At 60.9% G+C, this 19,507-nt stretch carries 16 protein-coding genes, 1 other RNA gene and 2 pseudogenes; 5 read left to right on the top strand and 14 right to left on the bottom strand.

All coding sequences use genetic code 11. The features are described from left to right. Positions 1-114: 114 nt before the first annotated feature. Complete coding sequence (locus tag MMB48_RS04630) at positions 115-3,234, bottom strand: alpha-mannosidase (RefSeq protein ID WP_136527129.1); 3,120 nt, start codon at positions 3,232-3,234, stop codon at positions 115-117. Between the two features lie 160 nt (positions 3,235-3,394). Continuing rightward, positions 3,395-3,883 (bottom strand): D-aminoacyl-tRNA deacylase, encoded by a 489-nt coding sequence (gene dtd, locus MMB48_RS04625; protein WP_032745281.1) that lies wholly within the window; start codon positions 3,881-3,883, stop codon positions 3,395-3,397. Between the two features lie 158 nt (positions 3,884-4,041). Between dtd and MMB48_RS04620 the strand changes: the two genes are divergently transcribed. The 4 genes and pseudogenes from MMB48_RS04620 to MMB48_RS04605 form a co-directional block, all read left to right on the top strand. Continuing rightward, complete coding sequence (locus MMB48_RS04620; protein WP_032745282.1) at positions 4,042-4,338, top strand: hypothetical protein; 297 nt, start codon at positions 4,042-4,044, stop codon at positions 4,336-4,338. A gap of 37 nt (positions 4,339-4,375) precedes the next feature. Continuing rightward, entirely contained in the window at positions 4,376-4,678 is a 303-nt protein-coding gene (locus tag MMB48_RS04615) for a type II toxin-antitoxin system RelE/ParE family toxin (protein WP_032745284.1), read from the top strand. Next, positions 4,675-4,959, top strand: coding sequence for an addiction module antidote protein (locus MMB48_RS04610; protein ID WP_007057517.1), 285 nt, complete (start codon positions 4,675-4,677; stop codon positions 4,957-4,959). The genes MMB48_RS04615 and MMB48_RS04610 overlap by 4 nt, the downstream gene beginning before the upstream one ends. Before the next feature lie 108 nt (positions 4,960-5,067). After that, positions 5,068-5,619 (top strand): annotated as a pseudogene (locus MMB48_RS04605) (IS30 family transposase); the annotation flags it as partial. Positions 5,620-5,636: 17 nt separating this feature from the next. On the opposite strand, the gene MMB48_RS04600 reads toward MMB48_RS04605, so the two are convergent. From MMB48_RS04600 to MMB48_RS04590, 3 genes and pseudogenes are all read right to left on the bottom strand, one after another. Then, positions 5,637-6,368: an ABC transporter permease gene (locus tag MMB48_RS04600; RefSeq protein ID WP_032744305.1), complete on the bottom strand. Its 732-nt coding sequence runs from the start codon at positions 6,366-6,368 to the stop codon at positions 5,637-5,639. Beyond that, the gene (locus MMB48_RS04595; RefSeq protein WP_032744304.1) at positions 6,365-7,273 is read right to left on the bottom strand and encodes an ABC transporter ATP-binding protein; all 909 of its coding nucleotides are present in this window, start codon (positions 7,271-7,273) and stop codon (positions 6,365-6,367) included. Before MMB48_RS04595 ends, MMB48_RS04600 begins: the two co-directional genes overlap by 4 nt. A 97-nt stretch (positions 7,274-7,370) precedes the next feature. Then, positions 7,371-8,453: pseudogene (locus MMB48_RS04590) on the bottom strand (transposase). Here MMB48_RS04590 and MMB48_RS04585 point away from each other — a divergent pair. After that, entirely contained in the window at positions 8,447-8,815 is a 369-nt protein-coding gene (locus tag MMB48_RS04585; RefSeq protein WP_155270629.1) for a hypothetical protein, read from the top strand. The pseudogene MMB48_RS04590 and the gene MMB48_RS04585 sit on opposite strands and share 7 nt — an antisense overlap. Here the strand turns inward: MMB48_RS04585 and ssrA are convergent. The 9 genes from ssrA to MMB48_RS04540 all read right to left on the bottom strand — a co-directional run bounded on the left by ssrA (position 8,794) and on the right by MMB48_RS04540 (position 19,505). Next, positions 8,794-9,189, bottom strand: a transfer-messenger RNA (tmRNA) gene (gene ssrA / locus MMB48_RS04580). The two genes, MMB48_RS04585 and ssrA, sit on opposite strands and share 22 nt — an antisense overlap. 187 nt (positions 9,190-9,376) lie before the next feature. Then, positions 9,377-10,306 (bottom strand): cell division protein FtsQ/DivIB, encoded by a 930-nt coding sequence (locus tag MMB48_RS04575; protein WP_014484721.1) that lies wholly within the window; start codon positions 10,304-10,306, stop codon positions 9,377-9,379. 134 nt (positions 10,307-10,440) lie between these two features. After that, the gene (gene murC, locus MMB48_RS04570) at positions 10,441-11,979 is read right to left on the bottom strand and encodes a UDP-N-acetylmuramate--L-alanine ligase (protein ID WP_032744301.1); all 1,539 of its coding nucleotides are present in this window, start codon (positions 11,977-11,979) and stop codon (positions 10,441-10,443) included. A gap of 100 nt (positions 11,980-12,079) precedes the next feature. Further along, a complete protein-coding gene (locus tag MMB48_RS04565; protein ID WP_032744300.1) occupies positions 12,080-13,261 on the bottom strand; it encodes a UDP-N-acetylglucosamine--N-acetylmuramyl-(pentapeptide) pyrophosphoryl-undecaprenol N-acetylglucosamine transferase in 1,182 nt (393 codons plus the stop codon). 15 nt (positions 13,262-13,276) lie between these two features. After that, positions 13,277-14,494 (bottom strand): putative lipid II flippase FtsW, encoded by a 1,218-nt coding sequence (ftsW, locus tag MMB48_RS04560; protein WP_032744298.1) that lies wholly within the window; start codon positions 14,492-14,494, stop codon positions 13,277-13,279. Further along, positions 14,481-15,926, bottom strand: a complete 1,446-nt coding sequence (murD, locus tag MMB48_RS04555; protein ID WP_032744296.1) for a UDP-N-acetylmuramoyl-L-alanine--D-glutamate ligase — start codon at positions 15,924-15,926, stop codon at positions 14,481-14,483. Before murD ends, ftsW begins: the two co-directional genes overlap by 14 nt. 55 nt (positions 15,927-15,981) lie before the next feature. After that, positions 15,982-17,088: a phospho-N-acetylmuramoyl-pentapeptide-transferase gene (gene mraY, locus MMB48_RS04550; RefSeq protein ID WP_032744295.1), complete on the bottom strand. Its 1,107-nt coding sequence runs from the start codon at positions 17,086-17,088 to the stop codon at positions 15,982-15,984. Positions 17,089-17,132: 44 nt separating this feature from the next. Beyond that, positions 17,133-18,584, bottom strand: a complete 1,452-nt coding sequence (locus tag MMB48_RS04545; protein WP_032744294.1) for a UDP-N-acetylmuramoyl-tripeptide--D-alanyl-D-alanine ligase — start codon at positions 18,582-18,584, stop codon at positions 17,133-17,135. A 48-nt stretch (positions 18,585-18,632) separates the two neighbouring features. After that, a complete protein-coding gene (locus MMB48_RS04540) occupies positions 18,633-19,505 on the bottom strand; it encodes a hypothetical protein (RefSeq protein WP_032744292.1) in 873 nt (290 codons plus the stop codon). Positions 19,506-19,507: the final 2 nt, after the last annotated feature.

Here is a 19,507-nt window from a genome sequence, read left to right as displayed (position 1 = left end):
ACTCCTTTGCTGTGTCTGGTGGTAGGGGTGGGAGTGATGGTAATTGGAGAAACCGTAATACGACATACTTCTGTCCCCTCATGGTACAAGGAGGCAGAAGCGTCAGGCGAGAATTCAGCGCGTGACGCGCAGGGTGGCGAGCTGGAACGGGCCGAAGTGCAGTGTGGCGCCTTCGGCGTTCTGTGTGCCGTCTTGCAGCGCGACCGGCAGGTCGGCGGCCAAATCGTCGCCTTCCAACACGTTGGTCTCATGCACCGAAGCGCCTGCGAGCGCCGGGCAGACGTGCAGCGTGGCATCGGCCCTGCCGCCGGCCGCCTCATAGGCGCGCACAATCAGGTCTCCGGAGCCATCGTCGGCCAGCTTTATCCAGTCCAACACCACGGTGCCGTTTGCTGACTCGATCGAGGCGAGCGGCGCCAAGTCGGGCATGTCATGAAGCGTCGGTGCGTTGAGTGCGCAAGCGGCGTCAAGCGCACGGCCCACCGTGGCGTTGGCCACCACGGACCAGTCGAACTCGTGCGAGCCGATATCGGTGCGCGGGTCGGGGAAGGTCGGCGCGGAGAGCAGCGACAGTCGGAACATGGTGCCCGAGTCACGACCTTCGGCGGCGTTCCCGGAGATCGGCGTGGCATCGGACCCGTACACCGATCCGTTGATGACGGCCGCCGCGTAACCGGCGTCGCCGATAAGGGCGAAGCGGTTCGTGCTGCTCTCATACTTGGCTTCGTCGGATGCGGTGTTTTTGACGATTGGGCGGCGGACCAGACCATACTGGCAGTCGTATGTTGCTTGGTCGGCCACGATACCCAGCGGCAGATCGACTTTGAAGAAGCGTTCACGTTCGTGCCAGTCAATGTCGGCGTGGAAATCGAGCGTGTGTGAACCGGGGCGCAGCGTGATGGTGGTGGTGATGACGGTGTCATCGTCGGCGGTACGCACACGGACTCGTACCGCACCGTTTTCGGTATCGACCGATTCGATTGATCCGGTCATGGCATTCGCCATGAGCAGGGATTCGCGTTCGATCTCCCAGGCATCCCAAACGGCGGGTTCGTCCCTCAACAGTTCGTATTGGCCCAATCGGGTGCCGGCCGGAACCAGTTCACGGCCATGCTCCTCGTCAAGCAGCGACGAGATCGTACCGTCGGCCTCGATGGTGACGGACAGTACGCCGTTGGCCAGCAGTACACGGCCGTTGTCCAATGTCTGGGTCAGTACGGAAAGCGCGTTGGTCGGTTCGTTGATGCGGCTGGCACGCCAAGACGCGCCGTCATTACGGAACTGGCTGATGCGGGCTTCGGCGAGCAGATCGGCCTGCGGGTTGGCCTTGCGCAGCACGGCGCACATGTCTTGGGCGATTTCAGCGAGACGCTTCAGGTCACGGCGATAGTCCTCGCGGGCTTCGCGGTGCACCCATGCGATGGACGACCCCGGCAGCACGTCATGGAACTGGTTGAGCATCAGGGTCTTCCAGATACGGTCCAGCTCTTCGCGCGGATAGGCGTAGTTCGGGTCGGCCAACGTGGCGGCCGCGCCCAGGTATTCGACCGTGCGCAGCAGCGATTCCTCTTGGCGACAGCCGCGTTTCATGTCCTGTTGCGAGGTCAAAGTGCCGCGATGCAGTTCGAGGTACAGCTCGCCCTTCCAGACGGGCATTTCGGATCCGGCGTTGCGTTCGATCTGCCGACGCGCCTTGGCGAAGAACTCGTCCGGTGTTTCGACGCTCACCTTGGAGACGCCTTCGAGGTTCTCGTAGCGGTGCAGATGCTCCATCATGTTGCGCGTGGGGCCGCCGCCGCCATCGCCGAAACCGAAGAGCAGGAGCGAACGGTCGGCAAGGTCTTTGTCCTGGAAGTTCTTCTCGGCGTAATCGAGTTCCTGGACCTTGCACCAGGCGGCATAGGTATCCGCCGGTGGGAAGTGGGTGAAGATGCGCGAGCCGTCGATGCCTTCCCACATGAACGAGTGGTGAGGGAACTTGGTGGTGTCGTTCCACGAGATCTTCTGCGTGAGGAACCATTCGTACCCTGCACGGCGGGCGATCTGCGGCCATGCGCCGGTGTAGCCGAAGCTGTCCGGCAGCCATACGCCCTTGGGCTCCACACCGAGATGTTCCTTGAAGTATTTGCGGCCATATGCAATCTGGCGAATCAGTGATTCACCGGCGGGCAGCATGCCATCGGCTTCCACCCACATGCCACCGACCGGGATGAACCGGCCTTCTTCAATGCGCTGCTTCATGCGTTTGAAGATGTCCGGATGATCCTCTTCCAGCCAAGCGTACTGCTGGGCGGAGCTCATCGCGTATTTGAAGTCGGGGTCGGCGTCCATCAGAGCCAATGCGTTGGATACGGTGCGGGCCACCTTGCGGCGTGTCTCGCGCACCGGCCACAGCCATGCGGAGTCGATATGTGCGTGGCCGATGGCGCTGACGTTCATGGCCGAGGCGTTGGCCGGCTTGGCCAGTACGCCGGCGAGTGCTGCGCGCGCGGCTTCCACGGATTCGGAGTTACGCTCGTCGTAGGCGTTCAGCGAACGCTGCAATGCTTTGGCGAGTTGCCAGTAGCGCGGCGACTGCTTGTCGGCGAATTCCATCAGGGAGCTCACCACGTCGAGATCCACGGAGTAGTTCTCGAAACGGGCATCGAATTCGGTCAGATCGGCGGACTTGAATACGTACGGCTCGTCCGGCTTGCCGGTGGCATGGTCGCCCAGTTCGGTCTCAATGAACGGAGGCACGCCGAGCAGCAGCGGGTTGCTGGCGGCTTCGAGATACAGGGTGAAGCTGCCGTCTTCGGCGACCGGCACTTGCGCGTTGCCCTCGGCATCCATGAACGGCACCCAATAGTTGAGCGGGTGTACGGCTTTGATGGCGGTGCCGTCGGCACGGTAGACGAGGCCCTCGATATGGCCGCCGCAGGAGTGCGGGTACCAGCCAAGGTCGAGGATGAGCTCCAGCGGCTTGCCTTTCGGGTAGCCGGCCGGCACAGTACCGGTCAGGCGGAACCAGACCGTGCCCCATGTGGTGCCCCATTCGCTGCCGAGCGTAAACGGCTTGAAATCGATGTCACCTCGATTGAGCTTCTCGAAGAACTCGTCAGTGGGCATCGGCTCTCCGGGAATGTCAAAGGACTCCACCGCAAGCTGTGCGATCGATGGGTGGATATGAGGGTCCACGCGCTGGCGCACGATGCGCTTGCACCGCTCCAGTTGCTGTTCAGGTTTCAGGAACATCTGCTGTTCACTCCCCTTATCTCTGCCGCTTGTGAGGCCACATCATTGTGCTGCCCGTTCATGGGAAACATATCGACATGCGCCCTCGCCCGCAGGAGACTAAAGCGCTTTAGTAACATGTTGGAGGGAACGGGATATGATGTCAAATTATTATCGCAATTCAGCGTGTTCCGTCAGGCATGTCACGCTCGGTGTCGATGACGATGGTCACCGGCCCGTCATTGACCAGCCCGACCCGCATATGCGCGCCGAAACGACCTTCCTTCACCGGCACTCCCCCGGAGCGCAACGCCTCGTTGAACTTGATCCACATGAGATCGGCATGTTCGGGCTTGCCGGCCTTGATGAAGCTCGGGCGATTGCCCTTGTGCACGTCGGCGAACAGCGTGAACTGCGAGATGGAGAGAATCTCGCCGCCGATGTCCTGAATCGAACGGTTCATCTTGCCCTGCGCATCCTCGAACACCCTGAGATTCAGAATCTTATGAGCCAACCAGGCGATCTGCTTGTCGCCGTCCTCATCGGTGACGCCTACCAGAATCATGAATCCCGGGCCAATCTGCTGCGGCTCGAACGTGGGATCCAGCGTGCCCAACTCATTGACCACGTTCACGGACGCTTCGGATACTCGTTGCAATACGACTTTCATGGTTCCCTACAGTACAACGTGTGCAGTCATCACCACCGAACCATGCCAATACTGCGGCAGCCAGCAGGTCGAGGCACCATGGACGCTCTGCCAAGGTTGACCGCAGGCCGCGCACCCGCAGGATAATCGGCGTCTGCCCCGAATGCGGACGCGAAGTGATGGCCGCGAAGGGCGAGGCGCTGCGCCTGTGCAAATGCGGCGACCCCGTCAACGTGGCCGAGCTGCGCGAGCAAAGCCAAGCCGAGGCCGAATCAATCCACCTGACCAAAACCCCGGCAGGCATGAGCCAATGGCTCAAGGGAAACTACGGGTACGAGGTCAGCCGCAGGCGGATCAGCAACTGGCTCAACCGGGGCAAACTCCCCGGCTCGAGACCCGTCGATGACGGCTACTGGGAGTTCAACATACGGGAGATTCTTGCGTTGGCTATGGGCTCCAGCGGCCGTTCGGCTTGACATGATGTAGTCTGTAGGATACAATAGAGGTAAGGAAATCAAGCAATCCGCCGAATACCGCAAGTGGTTCAAGAAACTCAGGGACCACAAAGCGAAGGCCGCCATCCAAGCCCGGCTCGATGCCTGCAAGCTCGCAGGCAGGCCATTCGGCGACATCAAACCCGTGGGAGGCCCGGTCAGCGAGATGCGGTTCCACACCGGGGCCGGATACCGCGTCTACTTCGCCATGCAGGGCAACGTGCTCATGCTGCTGCTCGCAGGCGGCGACAAAAGCACCCAGCAGACCGACATCAGACAAGCCCACGACATCCTCAACGACTACAAGGAACAACGACAATGAGCACCGAATTCACCGACTACGACACCAGCGAATACCTCGAAAACGAACAGGACATCATCGCCTACCTCAACGCCATAGCCGAATATGACGACCCCGCACTCATGCAGGCCGCGCTCGGCAACGTCGCCAAGGCCCGGGGCATGACCCAGATCGCCAAGGACGCGGGCGTGGGGCGCGAAAGCCTCTACAAGAGCCTCAGCAAGGACGGCAACCCCAGCTTCCAGACCATCGCCAAGGTAATCCACGCCCTCGGCGGACGCCTCACCATCCAAGCCGCCTGAAAAAACAAAACACAAGCGGGAGTAGGGTGAATCCACCCCGTGGCATACTCCGTATCAGGATTAGTGTGAAAGCCTCTGGGACATACATCTCAGGGGCTTTACTCATATCCAGTCGCGGACCGGCCCGAGGCGGTCGGATCCAGGAAGGGGTTCGACCATTTCGAGTCGGACACGGTGGTCGGCGCCGCGCCGTCGAGGCGCTGCATGAACACGCAGGTGGAGCGCAGGAGCCGCAGGTTGTTCGCCCGGCTCGTCGACGACAAGAGCGCGTCCGCCACGGCCAGGGCCGAATACGAGATCTTCAAGGACATCCCGCCGGCCGCGCGCGTCGACCGCACGTGGGACAACGGCACGGAGGCGAGCCTGCACATGCTGGTGGACGAGGCGCTGGGCATGCTCACGTACTTCGCCGACCCGTACGGTTCCTGGCAGCGTGGCAGCAACGAGAACAGGAACGGCAGGATCCGCCGCTACCTGCCCAAGGGAACCGGGTTCGGGGACTTGGCCCAGGAGGACCTCGACGCGATCGTCGGGGAGATCAACGACACCCCCATGAAGCTCCTCGGCTACAAAACGCCCAACGAGGTATGGGACGAGGAGATCGCCAGGCTACAATCGAAGGCAGCCAGCCCGAACACAAGCGTTGCGCTTACAAATTGAATCCGGGAGGCACAGCTCTACTTCCACTTCATCGCTCGCTGCGCCATCAACGTGAGTATCGCGGTCACAGCGACCAGATAGCCGAGCCCAATTCCAACGTCACCCCACGTCCCCTCGCCAATGAGCGGCATCGTCACGGCCTCGCGCATGTGGTAGATCGGAGTGTACGGTGCAGCCGTCTGCGCCCAGCTCGGAAGCGTCTCAATCGGCATCATGGCTCCACCGATCATTCCCAAGGGGATGATGATGGCGACCGCTGCCATGGAGACGCCGGCCATCGACGGCAGAATGATTCCGACGAGTACCCCAAGCATGAAGAAAAGCAGGAAGCCCAGGATCAAGGGCAGGAGTGCAATCGGCGCGGTCGCCTCCGGAGTCATGCCGAGTGCCATCGCGATGCCGAAGAGGGCAAGGGCCTGCGTTATCAGGAAAATCATGCCCGCCGTCGCCTGTGCGGCAATGACCGTGTTTGAGGAGATGGGGAAGCTCCGTAGGACGACGAACATTCCGTTTTCGCGCCACAGCGCAAGGTGGGTGGCGCCCGCGAAGATTCCCACGAAGGCCGCGCCGAAGGCCATGACGTTCGCGCTGATCGGCCCGGTGAGGTCCATTCCTTCGATACTGTCACCCATCGTCAACACGAGCGCAACGAGTAGGCCCGCCGGGAAGAGGAACGTAAAGATAAGGGTTGCCCAGTCGCGTAGGTCGTAGCGAAGAAGGACATTGGTTAATGCGCGGTATCTGGTCATGCTACGTAATCCCTTCCGGTGAGCTGGAGATAGACGTCCTCGAGGCGCCCATCGTGGACTTGGGCGTGCCGTGTATCGATCCCGCCTTCAGCGAGGCGCGCGAACAGAGCGGCCGTGTCGTGAGACCGAACCTCGAGCCCGTCTTTGGTGACCCGCACCGCGTCCGGGCCAAGAAGCGTCGCCACCGCATCCGCCTGGTGGAGAGCATTGGGGAGAATGACCGTCGAGCCGAGATCGGCCTCGGCGACGAGGCGGCTCGGGCTCGACGTCGTGAGAATCTTGCCCTGTTCGACGATCGACACCGTGTCACATAGCCGCTCAGCTTCGTCGAGGTAGTGCGTCGTATAAAGGGTGGTCATCTCCAGAAGATTGGTCGACTGGAGCAGGGAGACCAACGAGTACCTGGCTTCGGGATCGAGACCTGCCGTCGGCTCGTCGAGGAAGAGGACTTTCGGCCGGTGCACAATCGCGGTGGCGACGGCGAGTCGCTGGCGCTCGCCCCCGGAGAGATTCTCCACTTTGGTGTCAGCCGCCTTCGCGAGGTTGAGGGCCTCGATGAGCGTGTCGATCGTGGAGTGCTCTGCGCCCTGGATCGCACAGACCGCGCGAAGGTGCTCGCGGAGTGTCGTCTTCGGGAAGAACGCCGACTGCTGGGGCTGGATCCCGATCTGGGACAGCAGGGCTAGATTGCGCGGATAGGGCGACTGGCCGAGGACTCGGATCGTTCCTTCCGTCGGCTTTCGAAACCCTTGGATCGCGTTAAAGAGCGTCGTCTTGCCCGCCCCGTTTGGACCGATGATCCCGTGGAACGAACCTTCTTCCACCTGGAGGTCGAGGTGGGAAAGAATCGTCTTCCCCTTAATGACGACGCTTACGTCGCGTACGTCAACTGCATAGTCAGTCACGTGTGACCTTTCTCGAGTGCTGTAGCGGTGGGTGGGATACGGACATCTCGCATCCCACCCACCCCGGAACCGAAGTGAATCACTTCGAGTTGCTTCGTCAACTGAAGTGGCCTGATTTTTGTTCCTCCCTTATAGTGAGGCGGCTTGTGCCGCTTGATGTTGATAATACTCGGTTTCCACCGCTTCCGGTGTCCTGTAGCCCAGGGACCGGTGCAGGCGCTTCGAGTCCCCGCCACGAGACCCACCGGAACGTCGCCAATTCCAGGTCCTTCAGATCCGCGAAGGGTTTGCGCCGCCATACCAGCTCGGTCTTGTACGCGCCGTCGGCGCTTTCGGCCATGGCGTTGTCGTACGAGTCGCCGACGGTGCCGGTCGACGGCAGCATCCCATATTCCATAACCCTGGTGGTGTACACCGTGCCGATGCACTGCGTGCCATGGTCGCTGTGGTGGATAAGACCATCCGTTCCGCCACGGGACGCGGCCCATGAGATCGCCTGCTCCAACGCCTGCAACGGCAGCTCCTGCGTGTTCATGGCCATGGCGCACGCCCCGGATGCCAAGCTCGCGCATGATGTTCATCACCTGGTCGCGGCCGACCCCGGCCCGATCCCGGCCCTGGGCGACCAGCTGCGCGTGCATCTTCCCGTAACCGTACACGGCCACGAAGAAATCCGAGTGGATCTGGAGGATGTCGCGGGCCAGCGCCTCATGCCCCGCCCGCATGCGGCTGACGGGACGTGTTTCGAACATGCGGTAGCCGCGCGGCGTGAGAAACCCGCAGTCCAACGATTCGGAAAGGACCCTGCGGATCGGCCCGACCTTGAAACGGCTTTCATGCTCGTCGATGTACGCGGCCATCAACGCCGTGTCGGGTCGAGCCCGGCCGCGAAAAAAGCCGACGCCGTCGTCAAAATCTCGTTCGCCCGACGCAATTCCGCGTTCTCGGCCCGCAGCCTCCTCAGCTCCGCCATCGCGTCCTCGGCCGACTGCCTCGTCTCCTCCGCGACCGTCGCGTCCGACTGGTCGCGCCAACGCCGCAGCGATTCCGGCGCTATCCCCGGATCCTTCGCCACCGCGGAGATCGCGTTCGTCTCCGACGAATACAAGGAACGCGATTCCGCCAGCAGCCTGACCGCCTTCGCCTGGAACTCCGGCGTATATCGAGCGCCCTTTGCCATGGTTCCATCATCCCCCATCGAGTCAGAGGAAATACGGAACAAAAATCAGTTCATATCATATCACCCGCCACCTTCCACGCCCTGTGCCAACGCATCGAGATAACACCAAATGGCAAAGCGACCGTGATCTGGAAAGACGGAACCAGCCCACCAGAGCAATAGCAGCAAAGCTCAACATCCAAAAGCCAGCACCGATCATTTCGGTTGCTGGCTTTCTATTTACCCAGCTCAACACAACAATTTCACGTAACCCCTATTTTGGAGCAAACGAGCAAATTTTGGAGCAAAACTCAAAAACAAAACCTGCTGGCGCGAAATTGTATCAACACCAGCAGGCAGTTAGTGGAGGCGCGGGGAATTGAACCCCGGTCCGATGACCGAGCCCACAGTCTTCTACGTGCGTAGTCTGCTGGCCAAGTTGGCGATTTTTCTGCCCCCATCGATGTCGCAGACAACTGATGGCGAGCATATCCGCAGTTAAAGTCCCGATGCAGCCCTGAGGCTCAACTGCATCAGCAAGTCTTCTAAACGACGCTCAGCATCCTCCCAAAGACGAGGAGGAGTGAACGGAGCGGCTGCTCACTGGTTAATCCTGACTAAAATCAGGCAGCGAGAGCGAACTCAGTGCGGTTAGATTTAGCACTTATTCTTTTGCCGGGGTCATCCACGAGCGGACCCGGCGTTCTCGGCACGCTTCCCTGCAGCGAACAGGTCACCGTCGAAACCGATCGCCCCCAATCTTGAGTTATCAAACTTCCGGCTTTTCGGCCGGACTTTTCAGCATACACCCTATGGCGCTACTCGCGCAAATCGCCGGCAGCGAACATCGCCCCGGCATTGACGGGACCAACGTTGTCAGCAGGACCAACGGAGCGAACATCGCCCCGGAACCAACGGAACCAACGGAACCAACTGAATCGCCGTCACTTGATGATGGGCTTCTGGGATGCGGAAACATCAATCTGATGTTTGCCGGCAAAGCCAGCCGTGCCAGCGGTGATGTTCTTGTCGATTTCCTCGACTTCCGCCAGCTTCAGCTTCAGTTGCGAGGAGTCTCCCCAAATGATTACGCGGTCACCGTCGTTAAGCGTGGTGGTCACCGAATCCTGCGTCTCAGCGGTGACCTTGGTAATGGACTTACGCATCGATTCCGGCAATGCGCCCAGAATCGTCAGCGCCTCCTTCACCGAACGGTTCTTGAGACTGGCGTCTATATCCTTGACCTCGATCACCGGAATGCCATCCACGTTGGCGTTCTTCACCGAGTTCAACACACGCGCCTGGGAATCCACCGCGGTCAGGGTATCGCCTCTTTTCAGCATGGCCGCAGGCCGTTGCGCCTTGACTTCCACGCTCATCGACTTGGGGAACTGTTTGGAGACCTTGGCCTCGCTGACGCCGGGAATGGACTTGAGTTGCTCTGTGACCTCATGGGTGGAGACCAGGAACAACGACTTTCCAGCCTGCTTATCGGCGATGGCATGGATGGTCTGCGCGCTCACCCATTCGTTGGCACCGGATACGCCGATCTCACTGGTTTCCAGACGAAACACCGACGAGAAGAGCAGCAGCCACGTTAGCCCCGTCACTACAGCCACGCTGACGACAGCAATCAACACGCGTAACGCAACGACACGTACGTTCGCACGCTTGCGTTCTTTGGCGCGTTCGGTGAAATTCACCACTTTCGGGCGTGATACGACTCCTAGGGAGCCGGTGGTCTGGTGCAGCGTTTCGGCAACGTAATCCTCGCTGCGCAACCGTCGTGCATCGACGAAGGCACCGGCCTGGCCCTTGGCTACCGTCACATCGTCGATGATCTCCGGCTCGTCGATCTCGTGCCCGGAAGACACGGACCGGGGAGCGCGAGACTTCGACGAGTGACCCGTGTTTCCGCGTGAACCGATGGTGCGCGGCTTGCGGGGACTTCCGGACGAACGACGTGAGCCGTTGTCATTGCCCCCGGATCTGACCGTGCGCCCGGACATCACTCGCAGCTTTCCCGATGGGCCTCAAGTGCGGTGAGCAGCACCTGATCCATGTCGGTGATGTCGCCCGCGCCCACGGTGAAGATCACGTCGCCGTGGTGGGCGCGCATGGCCATCATCTTGGCGGCCAGGCACATATCCTCGACCGGCTGAATCCACGTGCCTGCGGAAGCGTCCTTGAGTCCCTCAGCCGCGTCCACGATGGTGGAGGGGCTGATGTCCGGGAAATCGGTCTGCTTTTCACGGGCCGGGAAGATGCCGGTGATAATGACGTCATCGGCTTTGGCCAAGGATTCGGCGAACTGGTGCGCGAAGAACTTGGTGCGGGAGAACAGGTGTGGCTGGAAGATCACACGAATGGTCGAATCGGGGTACCGGCGTCGGGCCGCATCCAGCAGGGCCGCGATTTCGGTGGGATGGTGGGCGTAATCGTCCACTACAGTGACCTGCTTGACCGTGCCGCGCACCTGGAAACGGCGTGCCGCACCGAGGAATGCGCCGGCCGCCTTGGCCGCGTCTGCGGGGCTCACGCCCAGCAGCACGGCAGCGCTGATGGCGGCGGCCGCATTGCGCGCATTGTGCACGCCAGGAACCTTCAGGGCAACGCTCTGAGACACCGGCTCCCCCGCCGTCACCGCGGCCGGCAGATGCAGGGTGAGCTGTTCGACGCCGCTGCCTGCGGTCTCACTTTCCGAAGCGATCCAGACATACGCGGCACCGCCCAAATCGGGCAGGGATTCACGCGCGGTAGTGCCGTAGGCAACGGTATGGGATTTCACGTCGGCGGGCATGGCCTCCAGCACGGCAAGTCCGTCGGGGTCGTCGATGCTGATGATCACGTGACCGGTGGCCCGGCCGGCGTGGGCAACGAACGCGGCACGGTAGTGGGCTTCGTCGCCGTAATGGTCGAGATGATCGGCTTCACAGTTGGTGATAATGGCGATGGTCGGATGATATTTGGCGAAGCTGCCGTCCGATTCATCGGCTTCGGCCACCAGGATATCGCCTTTGCCCGCGTGTCCGCCGTCCAGCGTGGTGCCGTCCGGGCCTTGGATAAAGCCGCCGATGGCGTAGCTTGGATCGGCACCGGCGTTCACCAGAATGTGGGACAGCATGGAGCTGGTGGTGGTTTTGCCGTGCGCTCCGGCCACGGTGACGGCTCGTTTGCCGTTCATGAGCAGGGCGAGGATGTCACTGCGATGCACAATGCGCTTGCCCGCCGCGTGCGCTGCGACGATTTCCGGATTGTCCGGTTTGATGGCGCTGGAGTAGACCACGGTCTCGGCCTGGGCGACATTTTCGGCTCGCTGCCCGAACTCAACGGTGATGCCCAGCGTTTCAAGTCGGTCGGTTTTGGCGCTGTGTGCGCGATCGGAGCCGTCCACCGCGACTCCTTCGGCGTGCAGCATTTCGGCCAGAACGCTCATACCGGCACCGCCGATACCGATGAAATGGGTGGCGCCGAGATCCGCGGGGCGGGCCGCAGCATCGAATGAGGCATACGTGGGGTCAAGCACGATGGGCTGATCTTGAGACAATTCAAAACTCCTTTGGGGATTCCAGCACCCTATATTATGACCGTATCTCGTGTTGCGGGACGGGATTGGCCCGTATCGCGCACGGGATGATATCTGAATACTATTTGGATGGTTCGGCTAATTGCAGAACGTGCCGGGCCATGATCTCGGCAGCGTTTCTGATGCCGTATTCCCATGCCTTGCGGCCGAATTCGGCAAGTCGTTCGTGATCGGCGAGCAGATCGGGCACATGTTCATGCACCCACTGCGGGGTCAGGTCCTTGTCTGCGACCAGAAGGCCGCCGCCGGCGTTCACCACTGGCTCGGCATTGAAACGCTGCTCGCCGTTGCCGATTGGCAGCGGCACGTAAATGGCCGGCAGACCCAGTGCAGCCAGCTCGGATACCGATCCGGCTCCGGCGCGGCAAATCACCAAGTCGGCACAGGCGAAGGCCAGATCGATTCGTTCCAGATATTCGGCGGTATGGTAGTCACCTTGTCCGGCCGATTCGGGGCCGATGCCGGTAAGCACGTCCGCGCCGGCCGAGGCCGTGACCAGTTCGCGTACTTCGCTGATTTTGCCTCGCCCGGTCAAGTGGATGATTTGTGCGTGGGCCAACAGGTCTGCGGCGGAGGAGGCGATGGCGCGGTTCAGGCTTTGCGCTCCCAGCGATCCGCCAGTGACCAGCACCAGCGGACGGTTCGGATCGACGCCAAGCTGCGCGGCCGATTCACGGCGTACGGCGGCACGATCGTCACCGATGCGTTTGGTCAGGGAGGCGATGGTCGGGCGCAACGGCAGACCGACACGCTCGACGTCGGCTCCGGCACGCGGTTTGAGACCGGTGCCTTCGTACACGGTACCGATGAAATCGGCCCAACGAGCGCCCAGTTTATTGGCCATGCCGGCACGCGCATTCTGCTCATGGATGGCAATCGGAATGCCCATCTTGTGTGCGGTGGCGTAGACGGGGGCGGAAGCATACCCGCCGAATCCGGCTACGACATCCGCATGCCGCGTTTCAAGAATGGAGCGCACCTTGGCGGTTTCTCGCTTCCATTTTGCCGGGAAGCGAAGCATGTACAGGTCAGGGCGACGCGGGAACGGCACTTTTTCGATGGTGTCGAGCTCGTAGCCGGCCTCAGGCACCAAATCCTTCTCCAAACCCACCGCAGTGCCGATGACGGTGACCTGTGCCGTGGGTTCGATGTCGCGAATCGCCCCGGCGACCGCGAGCAGCGGATTGACATGTCCGGCGGTACCGCCGCCAGCAAGAACGATATGTGGTGTGCCTTGATTCATGATTACCGAGTCTACTTACGCGCTCTGACGCGACTGTTTTATCTGCGGTTGAGAACGCATAAGTCCCACAACCAGTCCGGCCGCCGTCAAGCACATGATCATTGATGAGCCACCTGCGGAGACGAACGGCATAGGCACGCCCAATACCGGGAACACACCCACGACCACGCCGATGTTGACCATGGCCTGGCCCACGATCCAAATGGTGACGCACATCAGCACCATGGCAACATAACGATCGGTGACCTGCAATGCGATGACGATCATGCACCAGGCGAGAATCGCGAAGAACAGCAATACGATGGCGCAACCGACGAATCCGGTCTCCTCGCCGATGATCGCGAAAATGAAATCGTTATGGGCGGCCGGCAGGTAATTCCATTTCTCACGCGAATTGCCGATGCCCAATCCCAGAAAGCCTCCGGAGGCGATGGCGTACTTGGCGTGAATGGACTGGTAGCATACGCTCTGCGCGTCAGCGGCCGAGCAATCGCCATATGTGGCCAGAATACGACGCATGCGGTTCGGGCTGGAAACCGCCAATGCACCGACCATAACCACCGCGCCCAATACGCCGACTCCCATCCATTTACTGGGGAATCCGACGATCAGGAAGGCCACGCCTCCGATGAAGACCAGAATCATGGCCGTGCCGAGGTCCTTGCCGCCTATCACCAGCGCCACGCCTATCGCATACAACACCAACGGCGCGGCATATGCTTTGATTCCCTTCTTGTGGTACATCTTGCTGCAGGCATGCAACGATGAGGGCAGCCATATGCATATCGCGAACTTCATGAATTCGGCCGGCTGGATAGTGGTGAAGCCGAGGTTCAGCCAACCTTTGTTGCCGTAGACGTCGAGACCCAGCGGAGTAAAGGTCAGCGCCTGCAACAGACAGGCACCCACCACAAAGAACACGCCGGTCCGTTTCCAGAACGTCACCGGCATCGTCAATGCCACGAAGCCCAGCACCAAGCCGATCAGGCAAAACGCGCCCTGGTTCAGAAGCTGAAGGAACGGCGACTTGCCCAGTGCGGCCATGGTGACCGTGGAGCTGGAGAACACCATGATCAGGCCGAAGCATGTCAGCCCCACCACGGCCATGCGGAATCCGTGGTAGCACCATAGCGGGTTGAGCAAGCTTCGCCAACCCGTGTAGTCGGTGATTTCGAGTGCGGGCTTGTCAGGGGCTCTGTATGCCTTACGCTTATGGATATCAGTGGAGGCCATGCACCTCGCTCCACGTCTTGGCTGCGGCGGCGAATCGATTGCCTCGATCCGCATAGGACTTGAACTGGTCCATGGAGGCGCAGGCCGGAGCCATAAGCACAATGTCGCCGGCGGCGGCATACGTGCCGCAGGCTTCGACGGCACGATCCATGACGGTATCGTTGTCTTCGGGATCGATGATGGTCACCGGGATGTCCGGAGCTTGGCTGGCAAACGCTTCGATCATCGGCTGCTGGTCTTTGCCGATGATGACGGCCGCTTTGATGGTATGTGCCTGGTCCTTGACCAGGTCCTCGAATCGACTGCCCTTGGCCAGACCTCCGGCAATCCAGATCACAGACTTGGCCGGGAAGCTGGACAGCGAGGCGCGTGCCGCATGGCCGTTGGTGGCTTTGGAATCGTCCACGAAACGAACGGAGCCGCCCTCGACTGCGGCCTCAGCCACGGTTTCGATGCGATGGCCGCCCGGCTTGAACGAGGTAAGCGCCTTCAACGCGGTATCTCGATCAGCGCCAAGTCCCAGCACCAACGCCAATGCCGTCAATGCATCGGCCACCAGATGCGGGTACAGTGAGCCGTCCGGCTCTGCCAGATGCGTGAAATCGGTGATGGCGGCCAGTCTGACCGGCTCCCCCACTGCACCGCCGGCCACGCCGCTCCTGTCCACGATCCAGCCATCTTCAATGCCGATCTGACCGGCCTGGGGGGCCTCGAGCGTGAATCCCACCTTGCGGCATCCTTCGGCGGTTTGGGCCTCGGCCGCCAGTTCGCTGACTTTGGCGTCCTGCGCATTGTAGACGATGGCGTGTTTGGCGTTGTGGAACACCTTGGATTTGTCGGCGGCGTAATTCTCGCGCCCGCCATGCCAGTCGAGGTGATCGTCGGCGATATTGGTGATCGCCGCGCAGTCAAGTGCCAGCGAATCGGTGAAGTGCAATTGGAAGGAGCTCAGTTCCACGCACAGTACGTCGTGCTGAGGATTGGTGGCGCAACGAGACAGGCTCATGCTCATGTCTCCGGAGGCGATATTGCCGGCGGTCGGCGCGTCGAGTCCGCAGGCGGTGAGCATTTCCGAGGTCATCTCGGTGGTGGAGGTTTTGCCGTTGGTGCCGGTGATGCCGATCCATGGAGCCGGAGTACCGGTGCGCTCGTTATTCACACGCAGTTGCCATGCGAATTCCACCTCGCTCATCACGGGGATGCCACGGCGTTGGGCTTCCAGCACAAATGGGGTGCGGGGGTTGAACACCGGGGACGACATGACGTAGTCCACGTGGTCCCAGTCCACGTCATCAAAGGAGCGGAGACCGGCCTCGGGCTTCCTCTCGTCGACGCCAATCACGTGGGCGCCGCGTTCCCTCAATACCTCCGCCAACGAGGTGCCGGACACACCCAGTCCGGCGATCACCACTGTCTTATCCGCTACTTGCATTGTTCCTCCTGATATAGGAATTCCGTGGGTGAGCATAATCCCACCCAGATTTCCGCTAGCTGAACAGCAGGCCGGAGCGGGTGACCCAGTCGCCGTAGAAAATCGTCAGGGCGAGCAGCACGAAGATGAGTTCGATCATCCAGAACCGCACCACCACCTTGGTTTCGGTCCAACCCTTCAGTTCGAAATGATGGTGGATCGGTGCCATCTTGAATACACGTTTGTGGGTCATCTTGAAGTACCCGACCTGGATGACGTCGCTCATGGCTTCCATGACGTACAGTCCACCCAGAACCACCGCCAGGAATTCGGTGTGCGTGGCGATGGACAGGGCTGCGAACAGGCCGCCCAAGGCCAGGGACCCGGTATCACCCATGAAAATCGATGCGGGGTTCGAGTTGTACCACAGGAAGCCGAAGCAGGCGACGGCCGCGCATACGGCGATGACGGTCAGATCGAGAGGATCGGACACGGCATAGGAATAGCCGCCATGGCTGCCGCCCTTGATGTGGTAGCTTTCCCAGAATGCGATGATGCCAAAACCGGTGAAGGCGATCATCGACGAACCTGCCGCCAGACCGTCAAGCCCATCCGTCAGATTCACTGCGTTGGTCCATGCGGTCATCAGGAAGTTCACCCAGATGACGAACAGGATGATGGTTACGGCACGGCCGGCGAAGTCGAAGTTGAAGAACGGCCGTTCGATGAAGCTGATGCCCGCCTGCGCACTGGGGAATCCCGATTTGGTGGGAATCAGCAGCGCAAGTACCGCGTAGATGGTGGCGAAGATGAACTGGCCGATGAACTTGCCGGTCACCGATAGGCCTTCGTTCTGCTTCTTACGCACCTTGGCGAAGTCGTCGATAAAGCCCAGCAGACCCATCGACAGCATGGCGAACAGTACGAGCACCGCGGACCAGGAGGGCACGTCGTCCGAACGCAGGTATCGGTACAGTGCGGAGGATGCCCAACCGAGCAGAATCGCGAAGTTGATGACCACGCCGCCCAACGTGGGGGTGCCGCGCTTGACCAGATGCGACTGCGGCCCATCCTGGCGGATGTACTGGCCATAGTGCAGCTTGTGGACCAGCCGAATCAGCAGCGGGGTGCCGACCAGGGTGACGATGAGCGACACCAGCATTCCAATGATCAGAGCAATCACGTGCAGCTTCTCTTTCTTGTCGGTTTCTTGGGGTGGTTATCGGGTCAGTTCTTTGCCCAGCGTTCAGCCAAAGCGCTCAGGCCTGACGCGTGCGATCCCTTGAGCAGTACCACAGCGTCGGAATGGTTGCGCGCCAAGTCGATGACCAGCTGTTCGGCCGCATCGATGTCGTGTACGCAATCCACCGACGCGGATTGGCTCTGACGGGCACCGTCCGCCAGAGCCTGTGCCAGTGCATCGAGATGTTGGTCTTGGGCGGAACCGACCGCGATGATCGCGTCGATGCCCAATTCGGCCGCATACGTGCCGATAGAGGTGTGCAATGCCGTCTCATCGGCGCCGAGTTCCAGCATGGCACCCAGCAGCGCCACGCGGAACGGATCCTTGCCGTCATTTGAGTTCCAAGCCTTCAACCCGTTCAGGCCGGCTTTCATGGAGTCGGGATTGGCATTAAAGGAATCATCGATCAGTGTGAAGGAAGTCCCCTCGCGATTCACCGTGGACAATGCCATGCGATGAGGGCTGATGGTGTGCTGCGAGGCCAGAATCCGCGCCACCGTTTCGGGTGCCATACCGTAACGCATCGCCACGGTTGCGGCGGCCAACGCGTTCATCACGTTGTGACGTCCAGGAATGCCCAGATGCACCGGCGTATGGTTGCCGTCCGCATCGACCAACGTGAATTCAGCATGATCGGACTGGTCGGCAGTGACATCAATGGCCCGCACCTCGGGCTCCTGCGACGATCCCAAGCCGAACCACAGCACATCGCCGCTGGCCAAGCCGGCCATGGGAACCACGTGTCCGTCATCGGCGTTCAGTACCGCGGTGCCTCCGGGAAGCAGTCCCTGCACGATTTCGCTTTTTGCCTGTGCGATGCGTTCGCGGGAGCCGAATTCTCCAAGGTGAGCGACGCCGACCTTCAATACGATTGCCGTGTTCGGCGGTGCGATACGGGTCAGTCGCGCGATTTCGCCGATATGGCTGGCACCCATCTCAGCCACGAAGAACCGGGTGTGCTCATCGACCCGCAACGCAGTGAGCGGCAGGCCGATCTCATTGTTGAACGATCCCACCGGAGCCACGGTCGGGCCTACGGTGGCAAGCAGAGAGGAGAGCAGATCCTTGGTGGTGGTCTTGCCCACCGAACCGGTCAATCCGATGATGTCGAAGTCGCCGTCCAGCTCGCGGCGGCGAACGATGTTGTGTCGGGCGAGCTCGCCAAGGGCGTCGACCGTGTCTTTCACTACGATCTGCGGCAGGCCATCGGACTCCACCTCATGGTCGACGATGGCCACCGTGGCTCCCTGTTCAGCGGTTTTCGCCACAAAGTCATGCCCATCGACACGCTCGCCTCGGATGGCCACAAACACCGATCCTGGGCCGGCCTGCCGCGAGTCACTGACCGTATTGGTGGCTCGAGACTCGGAATCGGCGTCGCCGATCAATCGACCATCGACGGCCTCGGCGATCTCCTCCACGCTCATCGGAACCATGGTGTTTCAAACTCCTTTACGATTACGCTTCGTCCCGCATCCACGGACTTAATTGAGATTATTGGCCACATGCAGGGCACTGCGTATGTTGTTTTTCCTCACGCCGGCGGCCAGTACCATGGCGATGGCCAAGGACATGTGCCCGAGTCGGACGCGGTCGTACATGGCCGGTGAATCCGCAGCCATTTCATCCGATTCGGGTGTCGACGAGGTCATGGACATGTCATGTTCCGCAACGAATGCGTAGCGTGTCTTCAATTCGTCCAAGCTTGCGCTTGCGTTGACATCTTCCGTGCCCAGCACATCCACGTTCACCGATTCCAACGCATGCTCGGCCAATGTGCGGTCATCCATGGCGATGATCACGGCCGCCACACCGTCTTCGGCGCACACGGACAGCGCGCGCTGCATATCGAGGATGCCCAGAGGATAGTCCAGGTTCATGGTACGTGTCATCGACGTGGAACCGGATGCGGTGATTACCGCCACCGGATTGCCCAGCATGTGCAGGAATTCGGAGAGCTGGGACACGCCTGCGTCGACGGCCTGCTCATCCGCACCGGTCACCGCGAACACCGCCATGGCGTTGGATGGTCCGCCGGCCAGGCCGCTGGCCAGATCGCCGAGTACGCGATCGTCGAAATCGCCGTAGAGCAACGGTATATCGGCATTGGCGATCTGCCCTTTGGACGCGCGTGGCAGCAACGCCGCATAGGCACCTGCCTGTGCGGCATGCAGTACATCGGGTTCCTGCTCATGCGTGCAGATGAACAGCGAGCCGGGAATAACGGTATCCACGGCATCGCTGAGTGAGGTAATGGTGACATTGGTGGCGAAGGGTGGATCGACTTCAAAACCGTACCGTTCGACCAGCATTCCCAAGGTCACCCGCTGGGCGATGGATTCGCTCACTGCACTCATGG

This window comes from Bifidobacterium sp. FKU, from assembly GCF_026016385.1.
GTDB classification, from domain to species: Bacteria; Actinomycetota; Actinomycetes; order Actinomycetales; family Bifidobacteriaceae; genus Bifidobacterium; species Bifidobacterium infantis.
The sequence above is the reverse complement of the archived record's forward strand: the minus strand, read 5'-3'. Positions and strand labels throughout refer to the sequence as shown.